This is a genomic window from Lactobacillus mulieris (genome assembly GCF_007095465.1).
GTDB classification, from domain to species: Bacteria; Bacillota; Bacilli; order Lactobacillales; family Lactobacillaceae; genus Lactobacillus; species Lactobacillus mulieris.
On the sequence record NZ_SDGL01000002.1, the window covers coordinates 53,111 to 68,491 of the forward strand.

The 15,381-nt window shown below is 34.4% G+C and carries 17 protein-coding genes, 1 tRNA gene and 1 pseudogene; 5 read left to right on the plus strand and 14 right to left on the minus strand.

All coding sequences use genetic code 11. The features are described from left to right. Positions 1-51 precede the first annotated feature (51 nt). Positions 52-450: a tautomerase family protein gene (locus tag ETI37_RS01060; RefSeq protein ID WP_006586072.1), complete on the plus strand. Its 399-nt coding sequence runs from the start codon at positions 52-54 to the stop codon at positions 448-450. Positions 451-466: 16 nt separating this feature from the next. On the opposite strand, the gene ETI37_RS01065 is transcribed toward ETI37_RS01060, so the two are convergent. The 5 genes from ETI37_RS01065 to ETI37_RS01085 all read right to left on the minus strand — a co-directional run bounded on the left by ETI37_RS01065 (position 467) and on the right by ETI37_RS01085 (position 3,671). After that, positions 467-1,099 (minus strand): DUF1129 domain-containing protein, encoded by a 633-nt coding sequence (locus tag ETI37_RS01065; protein WP_006587531.1) that lies wholly within the window; start codon positions 1,097-1,099, stop codon positions 467-469. Position 1,100: 1 nt separating this feature from the next. Next, entirely contained in the window at positions 1,101-1,430 is a 330-nt protein-coding gene (locus ETI37_RS01070) for a PadR family transcriptional regulator (RefSeq protein ID WP_006586069.1), read from the minus strand. A gap of 136 nt (positions 1,431-1,566) precedes the next feature. After that, positions 1,567-2,928 (minus strand): PTS cellobiose transporter subunit IIC, encoded by a 1,362-nt coding sequence (gene celB, locus ETI37_RS01075; RefSeq protein ID WP_006587530.1) that lies wholly within the window; start codon positions 2,926-2,928, stop codon positions 1,567-1,569. A 26-nt stretch (positions 2,929-2,954) separates the two neighbouring features. After that, positions 2,955-3,341 (minus strand): PTS lactose/cellobiose transporter subunit IIA, encoded by a 387-nt coding sequence (locus tag ETI37_RS01080; protein WP_006586067.1) that lies wholly within the window; start codon positions 3,339-3,341, stop codon positions 2,955-2,957. A gap of 12 nt (positions 3,342-3,353) precedes the next feature. Then, complete coding sequence (locus ETI37_RS01085) at positions 3,354-3,671, minus strand: PTS sugar transporter subunit IIB (protein ID WP_006586066.1); 318 nt, start codon at positions 3,669-3,671, stop codon at positions 3,354-3,356. 146 nt (positions 3,672-3,817) lie between these two features. Between ETI37_RS01085 and ETI37_RS01090 the strand changes: the two genes are divergently transcribed. Continuing rightward, positions 3,818-4,549 carry a GntR family transcriptional regulator gene (locus tag ETI37_RS01090; RefSeq protein WP_006586065.1) on the plus strand — a complete coding sequence of 244 codons (732 nt, stop codon included), beginning with the start codon at positions 3,818-3,820 and terminating at the stop codon, positions 4,547-4,549. Between the two features lie 161 nt (positions 4,550-4,710). Here ETI37_RS01090 and ETI37_RS01095 read toward each other — a convergent pair whose 3' ends face one another. The 4 genes from ETI37_RS01095 to ETI37_RS01110 form a co-directional block, all read right to left on the minus strand. Continuing rightward, the gene (locus ETI37_RS01095; RefSeq protein WP_006586064.1) at positions 4,711-5,592 is read right to left on the minus strand and encodes an HAD family hydrolase; all 882 of its coding nucleotides are present in this window, start codon (positions 5,590-5,592) and stop codon (positions 4,711-4,713) included. Then, on the minus strand, positions 5,543-6,019 hold the full coding sequence (locus ETI37_RS01100; RefSeq protein ID WP_034535731.1) for a hypothetical protein: 477 nt from the start codon (positions 6,017-6,019) through the stop codon (positions 5,543-5,545). Before ETI37_RS01100 ends, ETI37_RS01095 begins: the two co-directional genes overlap by 50 nt. 70 nt (positions 6,020-6,089) lie before the next feature. Then, a complete protein-coding gene (locus tag ETI37_RS01105) occupies positions 6,090-6,671 on the minus strand; it encodes a histidine phosphatase family protein (RefSeq protein ID WP_006586062.1) in 582 nt (193 codons plus the stop codon). Positions 6,672-6,729: 58 nt separating this feature from the next. Beyond that, complete coding sequence (locus ETI37_RS01110; protein ID WP_006586061.1) at positions 6,730-8,169, minus strand: 6-phospho-beta-glucosidase; 1,440 nt, start codon at positions 8,167-8,169, stop codon at positions 6,730-6,732. Between the two features lie 143 nt (positions 8,170-8,312). Between ETI37_RS01110 and ETI37_RS01115 the strand changes: the two are divergent. Then, positions 8,313-8,524: pseudogene (locus ETI37_RS01115) on the plus strand (transposase); the annotation flags it as partial. Here ETI37_RS01115 and ETI37_RS01120 read toward each other — a convergent pair. The 3 genes from ETI37_RS01120 to ETI37_RS01130 form a co-directional block, all read right to left on the minus strand. Next, complete coding sequence (locus ETI37_RS01120) at positions 8,517-9,668, minus strand: oligosaccharide repeat unit polymerase (protein ID WP_006586060.1); 1,152 nt, start codon at positions 9,666-9,668, stop codon at positions 8,517-8,519. The pseudogene ETI37_RS01115 and the gene ETI37_RS01120 sit on opposite strands and share 8 nt — an antisense overlap. 128 nt (positions 9,669-9,796) lie before the next feature. Further along, positions 9,797-10,942, minus strand: a complete 1,146-nt coding sequence (locus tag ETI37_RS01125; RefSeq protein WP_006587528.1) for an ArgE/DapE family deacylase — start codon at positions 10,940-10,942, stop codon at positions 9,797-9,799. A 382-nt stretch (positions 10,943-11,324) separates the two neighbouring features. Further along, a tRNA-Thr gene (locus ETI37_RS01130) sits at positions 11,325-11,397 on the minus strand. 153 nt (positions 11,398-11,550) lie between these two features. On the opposite strand from ETI37_RS01130, the gene ETI37_RS01135 reads away from it, so the two are divergent. Then, positions 11,551-12,258: an MgtC/SapB family protein gene (locus ETI37_RS01135; protein WP_006587527.1), complete on the plus strand. Its 708-nt coding sequence runs from the start codon at positions 11,551-11,553 to the stop codon at positions 12,256-12,258. 83 nt (positions 12,259-12,341) lie between these two features. Beyond that, positions 12,342-13,499 (plus strand): Mbeg1-like protein, encoded by a 1,158-nt coding sequence (locus ETI37_RS01140; protein ID WP_006586057.1) that lies wholly within the window; start codon positions 12,342-12,344, stop codon positions 13,497-13,499. Between the two features lie 32 nt (positions 13,500-13,531). On the opposite strand, the gene dnaB is transcribed toward ETI37_RS01140, so the two are convergent. Together dnaB and rplI are read right to left on the minus strand one after the other, a co-directional pair. After that, complete coding sequence (gene dnaB / locus ETI37_RS01145; RefSeq protein ID WP_006586056.1) at positions 13,532-14,899, minus strand: replicative DNA helicase; 1,368 nt, start codon at positions 14,897-14,899, stop codon at positions 13,532-13,534. A 15-nt stretch (positions 14,900-14,914) separates the two neighbouring features. Beyond that, the gene (rplI, locus tag ETI37_RS01150) at positions 14,915-15,367 is read right to left on the minus strand and encodes a 50S ribosomal protein L9 (protein WP_006586055.1); all 453 of its coding nucleotides are present in this window, start codon (positions 15,365-15,367) and stop codon (positions 14,915-14,917) included. Positions 15,368-15,381: the final 14 nt, after the last annotated feature.

Consider the following 15,381-nt stretch of genomic DNA (forward strand, 5'->3'; position numbering starts at 1 on the left):
AATAGATTTTTTAATGTTATTCTATTTTCAGTAGAGAAAGGAAGGATTTATATGCCGTACTTAAGAGTTAAATTAGCCTGTCAAAAATCTAACCAAAATATAAAACAAATTGTTGCCAAAGAATTAACCCATTTAGCAGTAACTAAACTAAAAAAAGATCCTAATGCTGCTACAGTTGATATAAAATTATGTGAACCAGAGGATTGGTTTATCGCAGGGAAACCAATATCTCAAACCAACTTAAATAGTTTTTATTTAGAAATAAAAATAACATCTGGTACTAATACTCGCGAAGAAAAAAGCCAATTTGTTCAAGCAAGTTTTGCTAAAATGCAAGAGCTAATCGGGCCTTTAGCCACCACTAGTTACATAGTTATTCAAGATGTAGCTTCAGATTCTTGGGGCTTTGGTGGAAAAACACAAGAATGGCGCTATATTACTAATAAATAAGAATCAGTAATGATTCTTATTTTTTCTTTTTGATATACAAACTTCTCCAAACATTCCAAATTAAAAGCATGCAAAGTATACCGTTAAATAGCCAATTAATCCAATCATTTTTTGCAATTATAAATGGAGTTTTAACTAAAACGCCAACAGCGATTACTACTATGAACGCCAGTAACAATCCGGCTAATTTTAAATCGTTACGTGCCAATTCAACTCCTTTTTTGTTGTAAATCATTCCGGAAACAACATGATTACCATATATTGTAAGCCAGTAGCCTAAAACAGCTAGTATAATTGCGTTTCCTACATCTAAATTACTAAATTGAAAGCCATGTATCAGAAATACCATCGCAACAGCACCATAGATTCCATTAGATGTCAAAAAACCTTTTCGAGGAGTTATTTCAACAATCTCTTGGGCTATCTTTTCAGGATCTTTTCCAAAATATTCATCAGCATCTAATCCATCCTCTTGAGCTGCAATAATATCATCTAAAATTTCAAGCATCCGTTTTTCAAGGATATCTTGATCCTTATTTTTCGCAATATAGCTAGTATAGGTAACAAATTTACGGAAGAATTCTCTATTTCTGAAACTTAATTTTTCTTGCTTATCTTTAGTTTCTGAAATAACGCGATTATATAACATACTACTCTCCTCCTAAAACCTTATTGACTACTTCTTCTAACTGTTGCCATTCTTGTTGAAATTCTAGCTTAGCTTGTTGCCCAGCTGGCGTTAAATAGTAATATTTACGTGCTGGACCATCAGGTGATTCTTGCATTCTTCCTTCAATTAATTTTTTCTTCTCCATTGAAGCTAATAAAGGATAAATCGTTCCCTTGGGTACATTAGTTAAGCCATAATCATCCAACTTTTTACTTAAGCTATAACCATACTCAACATTTTTTTCAAGAATAGTTAACATTACTCCTTGTAAAATGCCTTTAAGAATTTGACTAGAGATATCACGTTGCATTGCGTCACCCTCCCTAATAACTAATTTGCTTTACCTACTAGTAGAATACCATTAATTTAGCTATTTTGTAAAGCATACTAGCTATTCAAAAAAAGTAGCCGATTAAAATCGGCTACTCTTAATTGAGGTGTTAAGCTTATTTTTGTTCACTTGTTTGATTAGCTTTTTCTTGAGCAAGTAACTTATTATCATACATCTTCATGAATGGGTACCAAACAAGGAAGGCAAGAAAAACATTAATTACTGCCAATACAGCAGCTTTCCAATCACCACCGGTACCAATAAAAGCACCTATACCTAATGGAGAAGGCCAAGGCATCTGCGCAATAACCTTACCTACCAAGCCTAATTTAATAGCCCAATAAGAGGTAGTAGCAGTTACCATTGGAGCAAGAATGAATGGGAACATTAAGATAGGGTTATATACAATTGGACATCCAAAAACAATTGGCTCATTAATATTGAAGAATGCTGGTACAATTGCTGTTCTACTTAAAACTTTAAGTTGGGCTGAACGTGCTCTAAAGGCCATCCAAATAACAATCCCTAAAGTTGCACCAGAACCACCAATAATTACAAACATGTTCATAAATTCACCAGCAAATACATAATGAGCACCTTTGTAGTTAGCGGCAAAGTTAGCTAACGCAATTGGAGTATAGAAGGCACCTATAATATTAGCACCATGTATTCCCATTACCCATAAGAAATGAACTAAGAAAACAATTACCAAAATTCCTAACCAGGTATTAGTTAAGTTAGTTACAAAGCTAAATGGTAAAGCAATAACATTAAAGATATCAGTTCCTACAAAAACTAATAATCCTTCAATGATAACTACTACAAAACCAACTAAGAATGCAGGAATTAATGCAGTAAAGGCATTTGCTACACCTGTTGGAACTTGCGGTGGCATCTTAATAACCCAATTGTGCTTTACAGCTAATTGATATAACTTTACAGCTAATACAGCCATAATAATACCAACAAAGATACCTGCTGTACCTAATCGATTAAGTCCAGATGATGTAACACTAAAACCACTGACTGTTCCTGCACCATCTTTGACCGCTTTTGAAATAACTTCTACCGTACCATTTTTTACAACTAATTCTGGTAAAGTCATAAAGAAAGCGAACATCGACAAAAGTGCACCATTCATTGGTGTCATATTCAGCTTTTCTTCAGTAGCTATAATTTTGGTATATTCATAACCTAAAACTATATTAAAGTATAGTGCTAAAGCTCCCATACTAGCATAGTTGATAGTCATATAAAGTGGCGTAAAGTGAACAAAGCTAGCATTCCAAATACCTTGTAATTGTGGGAAGGCCATTGGAATAACATTTAATACCAGCATCATTGATCCAACAATAGTAAATGGAATTGATGCCAGCCCTGCTGCCATAATTGCTCGAACGAATCTAAAGTTGGCCATCTTACCCATTGGCCCTAATAGATGCTCGTTCATAAACTTAATTATCTTATTGTTTTCCATATTCATTTCCCCTACTCAAGCATGAACTATTTCTTTAATTCAGCCATTTGCTTATATACATCAACTAGTTCTTGTGCCAAATCAATATATGTGATTGCTGTCATCAAATGATCTTGAGCATGAACTACTAGTAAGGTTAATTTGGCATGATTTCCTCGTGCTTCCTCTGTAAGCATTCCGGTTTGTGTATTATGCGCATCAACTAACGCTTCATTTGCTGCCTTAATCTTAGCTTCTGCTTTATCAAAGTCACCTTTTTTAGCTGCATCAATTGCTTCTTTGGCAAATGCTTTAGCATTTCCGGCATTCATAATCAACATCATCGTTTGCTGCATCGAAAGTTCATTAGCTTCTTTTTCTTTCTTTGCAGCGTCATTGACTAAATCCGCAACTTGCTTTGGATCTTTATCCATAATTAAGCCTCCCTATTTAATTAAGCTTAAACCTTGTTTCAAGACCTTTTCCCCGTCCATCATGCCGTAAGCTTGCATATCAATAACATCAACAGGAATGTTTTTATCGCTTACTTTTTGTTTAAAAGAATCAAGCATATAACGAACTTGTGGTCCTAACAAAATAGCGCTTACATTTTCTTGCGCAAGTTTATCATCTGCTTCAGCTGCTGGACATGCAAAAATTTCTACATCTTCTCCATCTGCCTTAGCAGCATCTTGCATTCTTGCAACCAACATACTTGTACTCATACCAGCAGCACAACATAACATAATCGTCTTTTCAGCCATAATAAACACCTCCGAAAAAAATAATAACTTGGCTGACTGAAAGCTTCTTTTATTGATTAAGTAACCGCTTTCATTTACAATGTAAGTGTAACATGTTGGTACAAATTTAGCAAATACCAAAAAGAGTATTTATTGGGAGAAGGAAAATGAGAAAATATATGGAGATTGCTCGGAATATCTCCGAGAAAATATTTTATAAAGATTTTAAAAAGCAATTACCTAGCGAAAATGAACTAATGGCGCAATATCAAGTATCACGTAATACTATTCGAAACGCGATTGCAATTTTGGCTAATCATGGCATAGTTAAACGAGTCCAAGGGAGCGGCTACTTTATAAATCAACAACTTATTAATAATAATGAATTAATGTTAATGGCTAGCAAAGATGGTATTCACCCAACGCGTCCTCAATCATATGAAGATAAAAATACGATTTTAAAAAAGCTTAAAACCAAAATTCTTTCATTTAAGACTCTTAAAGCTAACGAACTAACTGCAGAAGCATTAGGCTGTGAACTGGGCACAGATTTATATTATATTGAGCGATTGCGTTACTTTAATGATGAATTATTTTGCTTAGAAAAAACCTACTATCTAAAAAAGATAGTCCCTTATTTAGATGAAAAAATTTGCCAAAGTTCTATTTTTGAATTTATTCAAAAACAATTCAATATTGAAGTTAATGATGCAGATGAATTTATCAAAATGACCTACACTGATAAGAAAGATTCTGAAAAGCTGAATATTCCAGCTAAAACGCCTAATATTCAAATCACAGAAATTAACTACTTACGAAATAATATTGCATTTAATTACTCAGTTATTAATTACTTCAATTCAGATATTTCATTCTATAATCATGTAACTTGTTTATAGTCAAAAGTGTCTGAGAAAAAAGTAGATTTCAGGTTAGATTTCGATAAATTCTAAAAATAAAAACGTTGATATATCAAGGTTTATAAAACCAAGATAATCAACGTTTTTTGTAATTTAAGAGTTTTTTCCAGACTCTTTTCTTAAATAAAAAAATGTTATTACTAAATTAAAGACAATTTTTCAAAAGCGTGCTGCAGCCCGTCATCCATAACGCTATCTGTAACCAAATCTGCCTGTTCTTGGGCTTTTTGACCACCGTTACCCATACATACTCCAACCTTGCAAAGCTCAAACATTGGGATATCAACTTGAGCATCACCAAAAGCAATTGTATCTGTTAATGACATATTCAAATATTGCAACAATTTCTTAATAGCATTTGCTTTACTAATTCCCTTGGGACGTAAATCACCAAAAAGAGGTTGTTCATCTTTTCCACCCCAAGTTCCAAATTCAAGATGTGGAAATTGACTTTTAACTATCTCAGGTTGAACTTGTTTAGTCAAAATAAAGCTTATTTTATTTACATCATCTCGAATTAGCTGCTTACCATATTGCATTGCCGGAAAGGCTGTTTCAACAGTTACATGACTTACATCTTCCTGACCCTCGCCTTGAACATAGGCTCGGACAACTGGTAACCCTTGCTCTTTAAAATGCTCACTGGCAAATAAACCATTGTTACTTTCTAAGAAAAACTCGCTATGTTGCTCCCCAAGCCACTTAACTATTTTTGCTTCAATATTTTCAGGTAGTGGCTGATGTAAAATTACTTTCTGTTCTACTTCAACATAGTTTCCATTTCCACAAATCATGCCATCAAAACCAATATTGAGTAAATCATCATCCATTTCCGCCTTACTGCGTCCAGTATTTAAGAAAATTAAATGCCCATTTTTTCTAGCTAACCGAACAGCTTGTTTAGCCGATCTAGGAATAACACCGTTATAATCGCACAGCGTTCCATCGATATCTAAGAAAACGACTTTTTTATCACTTTTGTCGAGCATAGGCTTCATATCTCCTAAAAAACTTATCTTCATTACGTTCAATCTGACTAATATGATGTAAACTCCAGATCCCAATAGCCAAGCCTAAAAGTAAAAGCATAAAGAGAAAACTAAAAGCAGCAGAATCTACAAAAGGATAAAAAAAGCTAAAGGCTGGTGTAAAGTAACAAATTCCCAATAAAATATTTATTACTACTTGAAACAAATAATAATGCTTAGTTTGCGGTAATTCATTATCTTCTCCTTGATCAAATTTTTTCTTTTGTTCCCAAATGGCTGGTATACAAAGCAATAAGAGTGCTAGTGGCAATAAAACGACTTCACTACCACCCATTGCAAGTACAATTAACCACCAAAAATTAACAAAGAAATATCCTGCTGTTAAATACCGTAAACTAAAATAACGATTATAATATAAACTTTTCTCTTTGAATTCTTTTTTACTTTCTGCTTTAGCCATTGTCTTTATCCTTTTTTTAACCTGAAACAATATCATAGGAGTTAACAATTTTTACACTTCTACAATAAAATTATTTTACATTTGCAGCTGGTTCATAAATATTTATTAATTGTAGTCTTTTATTTTCTTCTTTAACTTCAACTACACAGCAATTTCCCATACCTTTAAGATCTTCACCACCTAAAAGGCTACGAGTAAAAACTGCTAGAAAATTACCATGACTAGAAACTAATATTGTATCGTCATCTTTTGTTTCTTCAAAAATAGTTTTTAAAGCTGAATTCATTCTTTTTAGCATAGAATCATATGTTTCAATAGTAGGATCTACTTTATCATGCCCTAATCCATGTCCCCAAGGAAGTAAGTCATCAGCTCTAGCTTCAAATACTCCATAACTTCTTTCTCTTAAATCCTTTAATCTTTTATATGGAAAATTATGTCCTACAATTAACTCTAATGTGTCACAAGCACGTTCTTGAGTGGAACTAAAAGCCGCATTTAATCTAATATTCTTATCTTCAAAAAATTTTTTTACTGCTTTAGCCTGTCTAATACCTAAATCCGTTAAAGGAGAATCTACTCGCCCTTGTGCACGATGCTGCGTATTAAAAAGCGTTTCACCATGACGCACAAAATAAATAGTTCTTGCCACTTTATCTTACTTCTTTCTTAAATTCCAGATACTTAGTATTTTTATAGACTTTTACTTATTATTCGATTTCTGCACCATTTGATCTAATGACTTTTTGATACCAGAAAAATGAATCTTTTCTTGAACGAGCTAAGGTACCTTCACCTTTGTCATTTTTATCGACATAAATAAAGCCATAACGCTTATCCATTTGACCTGTTCCTGCGGAAACCAAGTCAATGCAGCCCCAAGGAGTATAACCCATTAGGTTAACACCATCTAAGGCAACGGCTTTTTCCATTTCGCTAATATGTTTACGCAAATAGTCAATGCGATACTCATCATGAATTGAGCCATCTGCTTCAACCTTGTCATAAGCTCCCATACCATTTTCAACAATGAATAATGGTTTGTGATAGCGATCAGTTAGCCAATTAAGACCATAGCGTAGCCCTTCTGGATCAATCTCCCAATGCCATGCAGTAGTTGGTAAATATTCATTGTGAACTTTAGCGGCATCTAAATCAGTCACACTGTCGGCATCTACTTTGCCACTACCGACCGTCATTGAAGCATAGTAGCTAAAGCCAATATAATCAACTGTACCTTCTCGTAAAATTTGACGATCTTCTTCCGTAATATCTTGACGATATCCTTTACGCTTCAAGTACATCTCAATTTCTTCTGGATATTCACCATTAACATGAACATCACTAAACCAATAACGTCTATCAGCCACTCTTTGAGCTAATAAACAATCGCTTGGCTTGCAAGTTGCTGGATAAACTGAAGCATAGTTAATCATGCATCCAATCTTAAAATCAGGATTAATTTCATGACCTATCTTCACAGCTAAAGCACTAGCAACTAATTCATAATGCGCTGCTTGATACATTGCCGCTTCACGATTTTGGCCATCTTTAAAGACAATACCTGAATTAGTACACATCAAAAATTGATTATTAAATGCTGCTTGATTATCAATTTCATTAAAAGTCATCCAGTACTTAACTTTATTTTTGTAGTGCTTAAAACAAACTCTTGCAAAACGAGTAAAGAAGTCTATTAACTTTCTATTTTCCCAACCACCATATTCATTTACCAAATGTAGCGGTATTTCAAAGTGGTGGAGTGTTATTACAGGTTCAATACCGTATTTATGACATTCATCAAATAAGTCATCATAAAACTTTAAACCTGCTTCGTTAGGTTCATCTTCATCACCATTAGGAAAAATTCTCGTCCATGCAATGGATGTTCTAAAACATTTAAATCCCATTTCAGCAAATAATTTAATATCTTCCTTGTAATGATGATAAAAATCAATTGCCTCATGATTAGGATAATTCTCACCAGGTAAAACTTTCCCTGTAAATTCTCGATCTTTTTCAGTTGATCCTACAGTCATCACATCTGCAACTGAAGGACCCTTTCCATCAATATTCCATGCACCTTCTAATTGATGAGCAGCAACTGCGCCACCCCAAAGAAAACCATTAGGCATTTTCGTTTCAAACATATCATTGACCTCGTATTTCTAATGGTAAGCGTTTACATTTTAAATATAATTTGTTGGTACAAATTAGTCAAGTGCTTACAAATAAAAAAGGAAGTAAGTAAAATACTTACTTCCTATATTGCCCGGGAAATGATAGTAGATTCAACTACTCTAATGGTTGTTTAGAAGGTTGCAATCGTAAAATCAAACAAATAGAGCGTACTGCTCTTATGGTTACTCAAATTACATTAACTTACTAACAAGAATTAGATTAGAAGAAAACAAGGTTAAAGAAAAGAACCAAGCAATTTATATACTGCTTGATTCTTTAAATCACTCCTTATCAACAGGATTTGACAAAGAGCCATTTATTTAGCATCTGAACTCTTACCAGGCCAGGCACTAAATTCAGATACAGCATTCTCGCCATTACCCGCTTGTAAAGATATGTGATACCACTTTTTATTTTTAGGAGAATATACATTATATTTTCCATCATTATCCAATATGGTACCATTCTCATCTTCTTTATCATTACCATATTTTAGATGCTCATCATGTAATATTCTTTCAGACAAATAACCTTGAACTGTAACGAAATTACCACCATCTCTTAGTACAACTTTGATTGCAGTTATTTTATTATCACTATCTACAAAATATCTAATTCTACTATCGGTTTTATCTTCATAATAAAAGCCATTAGATTCTTCTTTTACTAAATGCTTAATAAGTTGCTTTCCTAGAGTATTATCATCATCACTATCTTTATCATCTGAATCATTAGTATCACTATCTGAATCGGTATCGGAATCCGAGTCAGATGAATTATCTTCCATCTCGTTATTGAATTCTACATAAGTTTTCTTACCATCAGGATCAACTATCACAAGTTCAATCTCAACATAGTCACTATTTTTCATAGCAAATGATAATGTTTTTGTTTCACCTGCACGTAATTCGATTTTTCGTGTTTTAACTGATTGATCGGTATCTTTATCAAAATCTGGGGAATTTTTGATAGTAACTGTACAATCTCTCAAACCTTTTAGTTTCAGAGATACTTTACCTTTAGAATTAGTATCAATTGAAAACATTTTATTTTCAGTATCCCAATTATCTTTAGAAGTTAACACTTCGAAGTATTTTGAATTGGTATGATTACCTTTATCTTTTGCTATTACTTCATCAGTATGCAACATAAAATCCTTAGGTGAAGATATTCCCATGACTGCAAACAGTAAAGCAAGTATAGTTATTGCAAATATAGTCTTATTATATCTAGGCTTTTTACCTTTTTTATTCAAAAGAACTAAATATGCAAATATACCTAAAGCTCCAAGTGTTGTTACACCCATAATTACTTGAAACAACAAAATATTAGTAATATCTGCTGTAAACCCTAAAAAACAACAAAGAGCAAAAATCAAACACAATAAAAACCATATATATTTTTTCTTACTATAAAAAAGGCTAGATAACAAACCTGATACTACTAATAAAACTATCCCTACTATCATAAATTCCTCCAAATAAATTAAAAGTCATACAAGGCGCATTTTACCCCCCCCGATTTATTCCTTGTCAAGATTACCTATATGTGAAATAAAACAAAAAATCCTCAACTTATGTTGAGGATTACTAACTATTATTCAAAAAAGTTCAAAATAATATTCTTATATGCTTCTATTACTGCTAAATATGAAGAAATCGTCGTATATTCATTTATTTGATGCGCTAATTTCCACTTATCAGGACCTAAAATAAAGACTGGCAAATCTGGTCTACGTTTAACAAAAACAGACGCATCTGTTGCTCCATTAATAATTCTGAGCTTGGGCTTTCTTAGATTGGCAAAGGCGTCGGTAGTAGCGGCTAACCCCTTCTTAACAAATGCATCATCGGGGCTAGTAACCACTGGATAAAAGTTATGAATCAATTCAAATTCTAAGTGAGTAGCTTCAGCTTGATTTAGCTTTGAAACTAATGCTTTCAATGATTTAATCACTTCTTCATTGCTGAAAGCCTTGGTTGGTCTAATATTGCCTTCTAACTTAGCTTCAGCGGGAATAATATTAACCTGCTTTCCACCTTCAATGACCGTAATGCTGTGCTTAATTTCGCCTAAATATGGATCTTTTGGTGCATTATTAAATAACTCTTGTTCAGCTACATAAAACTTAACTAAACCAGTGATTGCATTCTTTCCTTCTTCCGGTCTAGATGAGTGAACAGCTTGACCATGACTTTTAATGCGATAGTTCAAACTACCAGAATGAGCATATACAATGTCACCACCAGTTGGTTCACCAACTATTAAGGCCGCTAAATCTGCCGCATAACTCTGTTCTTCTAACCGATTAGCACCCGGAGTTCCATATTCTTCTCCAGCCGTAGCTAAAAAGCGTACATGCCCTTTTATCCGCCCGGATTCAACAAGTTCAATCAAAGCAATAACTTCTGCTGCCAGCCCACTTTTCATATCTGCACTGCCGCGACCATAAAGCTTATCACCGTCAAGTTTAGGTTCAAACGGATTGCTCTGCCACTTGGCTTCATTTACTAAGTCAACGGTGTCCATATGCCCAGTAAGACCTAAAATCGGCCCTGAAGCTTGCGGATTTAGTTCCATAATTAGATTCGCCCTCTTATCGCCAAAAGCATCAATCGCAGCTTCAATATTGTGTTTAGCAAATAATGCTTTCAAATAAGTTGCTACCTCAAGTTCATTGCCATTGATGGAGTTAATTTTAATTAAATCGGTTAAAACCTGAATTCGTTCCTGTTTATTCATAGTTTGCATCTCTTTTTAATTTTTATTTCATATTCTACAGTGGTAGAAGTGCAGATTGCAAATAATAAGGATACTGAATCACCGATAAATCATTTATTACACCGAAAATTAGCAAATGGATTTAGATTTTTTTGAATTTCTCATATAAGTGTAGGCAATAAAAAAGGCGGTTCTAACGAACCACCCGCAAAACGTCGACGACGGATTGAGTAACCAGCTCATCCTTTGCACGTCAATCATATTCTTCATTACATCACTATTATATCATGATCAAATAGCTTAAAATGACACCAGTTTAATCCTGTGCTTTTCTCATTGCATATAACTTTAGACAACAAAAAAGACACCGAACGTATCGGTGTCCCAACTTCATTCATTCCAATGCTGACTAAAGGGTTCGAACCTTCGACCTCCTCATTACTAGTGAGGTGCTCTGCCAACTGAGCTAAGTCAGCAACTTTTCGTGTTGCCTTAACACAATTAATAATTTAACCATAAAAATTAGGTTTGTGCAAGCTTTTATTTGAAATTTTTTTCTGTTTTTTGCCTAATTTTATATTAGAATGGAAGTTGTATTGATTTACTACAAATATAAGGGGAGTATCAAAATGACAATTTTGGCTATTGCCGGTTTTACCACTCAAGTTGAATGGTTAATTAGAATTATCGTTGCTGCACTTTGTGGTGCAGTAATTGGTTATGAACGTGCTATCCAGCGTAAAAGCGCTGGTGTAAGAACTCATATTGTTGTCGCTGTTGCTTCTGCTTTATTTATGATAGTTTCTAAATATGGCTTTTACGACTTATTGACAACAAATGAGATTGCTCTAGACCCTTCAAGAATTGCAGCTCAGATTGTTACAGGTATTTCCTTCATCGGTGCCGGAACTATTTTAGTTCGCCGTGAACAAATTTCTGGTTTAACAACCGCTGCTGGTGTCTGGGCTACTTCTGCTATTGGTATGGCCGTTGGGTCCGGTTTATACACCATTGGAGTTTTAGCAACAATTTTCATCTTCTTTATTCAAATGCTATTTCATGATGATTCAATTATTTCCAGAATTATTATCCATGTTCGTTTTAACGTTCAAATTGTTTGTGTTAATACGCCTAATATTCTTAACGAAATTCAAAATGAACTCGAAAATAATCATGTTGAATCTATCGCTATTAAGATTTTAGATGTCGATGATGAACAAATTGTTTTTAATGCTGATGGAATTATTAATAATAAAATTGATGAAAATAATATCATCATGCATTTGCGCAAATATCCAGATATCAAACGAATCATTTACACCCGTGGTGGTAAATAAGATTAAGGAAGAGTCAAGTTTTGGCTCTTTTTTTCTTTATTAAAAAATAAAGTATTAAAATATAGCTATTATACTTTGAGAGGATGGATAAAATGGCAGGTCCACTTGATTATTTGCGTTGGCGCGGTGATTTATCATTTAAGCAAAGGCAATATAATAGCGTTGATGGGGCTATTTTAGCTTCTATTGCTTATTTACCTTTTGATGAGTCAATTGTAGGCCATAGCCTAAAAGAAGCATGTGAACGTATTTTAGCGCTTTACAGTGGCTCTTTGGATTTGCACCGAAAAACAGAAACTAGACTTTTAGTAAAAAGCCCTCGTTTTGCAGATTTAAAAATTCTAGATTGGACATCCCGTTTAGAGGCTGAACCAGCTCCTTTACAATTTGCTGCTTTAACTTTGCAATTAGATAAAAATACTATTTTAATTTCCTTCCGAGGAACTGATAGTTCTGTCGTTGGATGGAATGAAGATATGATTATGAATTACAGTTATCAGATTTATGGTCAAACTGTAGCACGTGATTACCTTGAAGCAATGGCAGATAAATTTAAAAATTGTAAAATTTATATCACAGGTCATTCAAAAGGTGGCCACTATGCAATTCATTCACTAGCTGCTGCACGCTACGATGTTCAAGATCGAGTAATAAATGCTTTAAATTTTGATGGACCAGGTTATCGTTCAGTATTTGCAGAAAGTGCGGGCTTTAAACGCGCAATTGATAAAATGCGGACCTACGTACCTGAAAGTTCTGTTTTTGGAATTATGCTCGATCACCCCGAAAGGACATTAGTAGTAAAAAGTGTCTATCCGATGATGCACCAGCATACTCCACTCAATTGGAGTGTGGGACGTAATAGTTTTGTATTAGCAGAAGGATTAACGACTTCAGCCCGTATAATTCGGCACGCCTTAATTCAATTCAATCAATCTATTCCAGCAGAAAAACGTGGTCAACTCTGGTCAGCTATCTTTTTAGCATTCGAAAATATGGATATTACAGATATGAATGTATTTACTGAGCATCGTATTCGCGGTACTTGGACTTTAGGAAAGGTTGTAATGGGCATGGATCCTGAAGTGCGCCAAGTAGCAACTGAAATGATTAAGCTTATTTATCAAAGTGCCAAAAATAATTACTTACCATTTTCTGAAGGTGATTTCAGTGCTTGCCCTAAGAGTAATGACTCAAGCAAGGCTCCAATCTTTTTTGAAAGTTATAATTTTAAAGACTAAAAAGGATGTTTCATGAGAAACATCCTTTTATCTTACTCATCATGAGCATAATCCAAATTTGAAAAACGGTTATACGGTTTTGAAAACATTAACTTAACTGTACCACGACTACCAGAACGGTTCTTTTCAATGATAACTTCAACTTCTCCATTATCATCATCCCCCTGCTGGTCGTTATCTTCGCTACCTTCTTCATCACGGTAATAATCATCCCGATATAAGAAAGCAACAATATCCGCATCCTGTTCAATTGAACCTGATTCACGAATATCTGATAATACAGGCCGTTTATCCTGGCGCTGTTCAACTGACCGTGATAACTGTGATAAAGCTATTACTGGTACGTGCAATTCTTTAGCTAATTTTTTTAATTGCCGCGAAATCGCAGAAACTTCTTGCTGACGTGATTCACTCTTAGGACCTTCAATTAGTTGCAAGTAGTCAATTACTATTAAACCTAAATTGCCATCCTCTTTAGCTAATTTTCTAGCTTTTGCACGAATCTCACTCATCTTAATACCTGGAGTATCATCAATAAAAATCGATGCTGTAGCTAACGCTCCTGCTGCAACAACTAATTTATTCCACTCTTCATTATTTAATTGCCCAGTTCTTAAATGCATAGAATCAATTAAGCCTTCTGATGCTAACATTCTTTGGACAAGCTGTTCGCCACTCATTTCTAGTGAAAAAACAGCTACCGTCTTATGGTCATGAAGCCCCGCATATTGAGCAACATTCATTGCAAATGAAGTCTTACCCACACCAGGTCGTGCTGCTAAAATTATCAACTCATCTTCATGAAGACCTGTTGTCATTTTATCTAAATTAACAAAACCTGTAGATAATCCTGTTACATCTGTATCAGCGGCTGTTGCAGCATTGATTTCATCAAGAGCTTTTTGAACAACTTCTTTGATATTTCTAAACCCAGCTGAATTAGTATCAGATGACACATCCATGATTTGCTTTTCAGCATCATCCAAAATATTAGCAACATCATCGCTACCTTCCATAGCATTTTGAATGATTTTTTGACTAGCTGCAATTAAGCGACGCAATTGAGATTTACGGTGAACAATTTGAGCATAATAAGTAACGTGAGCACTCGTCGGTGTTGCTACCGCTACATCACTTATGTAAGCAATGCCACCTATATCTTCTAATTGTTTTCGCTTAGCTAATTCATCACGAATAGTCAAAGGATCAATAGCTTCGTCCCGATCTACTAAATCTTTCATAGCAGCAAACAAAATTCGATTAGCTCGCTCATAGAAATCATCTGCAGTGACTATAGCTTCTGCATCAGCAATTGCCTCAGGATCAATAAAAATCGCCCCAAGGACGGCTTTTTCAGCCTCTGAGTCATGAGGAATTTGTGGTGAAACTACGTTATCCATTTCTTATGTACTACCCTATTCTTCAGTAATATGTACTCTAATTGTTGATTCAACACCCTTGAATAATTTAACTTTTACGTTAGTATAACCAAGAGCTTTAACTGGTTCAGGTAATTCAAGTTTACGTTTATCAATCTTTAAACCAAATTGTTGTTCCAAGCCTTCAACAATCTTCTTTCCACTGATTGAACCAAATAAACGGCCATCTGTGCCTGCTTTAGACTTGAATTGGACAACTGTGTTATCACTCTCAAGTTGCTTCTTGATTTTGATTGCATCAGCTTTCTCAGCTTCATATGCTGCCTTTTCGTTAGCTTCAACTCGCTTCAAAGTATTAAGGTTACCCTTGTTAGCTTCTTTAGCTAAGCCTCTTTTGATTAAATAATTTTGTGCATAGCCATCTGGCACATTTTTAACTTCTCCACGTTTACCACGACCACGAACATCTTGTACAAAAATAACTTTCATAAGAAACCTCCTAA

Excerpts from the sequence above, each read along its gene's own strand:
- ETI37_RS01060 (WP_006586072.1), top strand. The coding sequence starts at position 52 with ATGCCGTACTTAAGAGTTAAATTAGCCTGTCAAAAATCTAACCAAAAT.
- ETI37_RS01065 (WP_006587531.1), bottom strand. The coding sequence starts at position 1,099 with ATGTTATATAATCGCGTTATTTCAGAAACTAAAGATAAGCAAGAAAAA.
- ETI37_RS01070 (WP_006586069.1), bottom strand. The coding sequence starts at position 1,430 with ATGCAACGTGATATCTCTAGTCAAATTCTTAAAGGCATTTTACAAGGA.
- celB (WP_006587530.1), bottom strand. The coding sequence starts at position 2,928 with ATGGAAAACAATAAGATAATTAAGTTTATGAACGAGCATCTATTAGGG.
- ETI37_RS01080 (WP_006586067.1), bottom strand. The coding sequence starts at position 3,341 with ATGGATAAAGATCCAAAGCAAGTTGCGGATTTAGTCAATGACGCTGCA.
- ETI37_RS01085 (WP_006586066.1), bottom strand. The coding sequence starts at position 3,671 with ATGGCTGAAAAGACGATTATGTTATGTTGTGCTGCTGGTATGAGTACA.
- ETI37_RS01090 (WP_006586065.1), top strand. The coding sequence starts at position 3,818 with ATGAGAAAATATATGGAGATTGCTCGGAATATCTCCGAGAAAATATTT.
- ETI37_RS01095 (WP_006586064.1), bottom strand. The coding sequence starts at position 5,592 with ATGAAGATAAGTTTTTTAGGAGATATGAAGCCTATGCTCGACAAAAGT.
- ETI37_RS01100 (WP_034535731.1), bottom strand. The coding sequence starts at position 6,019 with ATGGCTAAAGCAGAAAGTAAAAAAGAATTCAAAGAGAAAAGTTTATAT.
- ETI37_RS01110 (WP_006586061.1), bottom strand. The coding sequence starts at position 8,169 with ATGTTTGAAACGAAAATGCCTAATGGTTTTCTTTGGGGTGGCGCAGTT.
- ETI37_RS01120 (WP_006586060.1), bottom strand. The coding sequence starts at position 9,668 with ATGATAGTAGGGATAGTTTTATTAGTAGTATCAGGTTTGTTATCTAGC.
- ETI37_RS01125 (WP_006587528.1), bottom strand. The coding sequence starts at position 10,942 with ATGAATAAACAGGAACGAATTCAGGTTTTAACCGATTTAATTAAAATT.
- ETI37_RS01135 (WP_006587527.1), top strand. The coding sequence starts at position 11,551 with ATGACAATTTTGGCTATTGCCGGTTTTACCACTCAAGTTGAATGGTTA.
- ETI37_RS01140 (WP_006586057.1), top strand. The coding sequence starts at position 12,342 with ATGGATAAAATGGCAGGTCCACTTGATTATTTGCGTTGGCGCGGTGAT.
- dnaB (WP_006586056.1), bottom strand. The coding sequence starts at position 14,899 with ATGGATAACGTAGTTTCACCACAAATTCCTCATGACTCAGAGGCTGAA.
- rplI (WP_006586055.1), bottom strand. The coding sequence starts at position 15,367 with ATGAAAGTTATTTTTGTACAAGATGTTCGTGGTCGTGGTAAACGTGGA.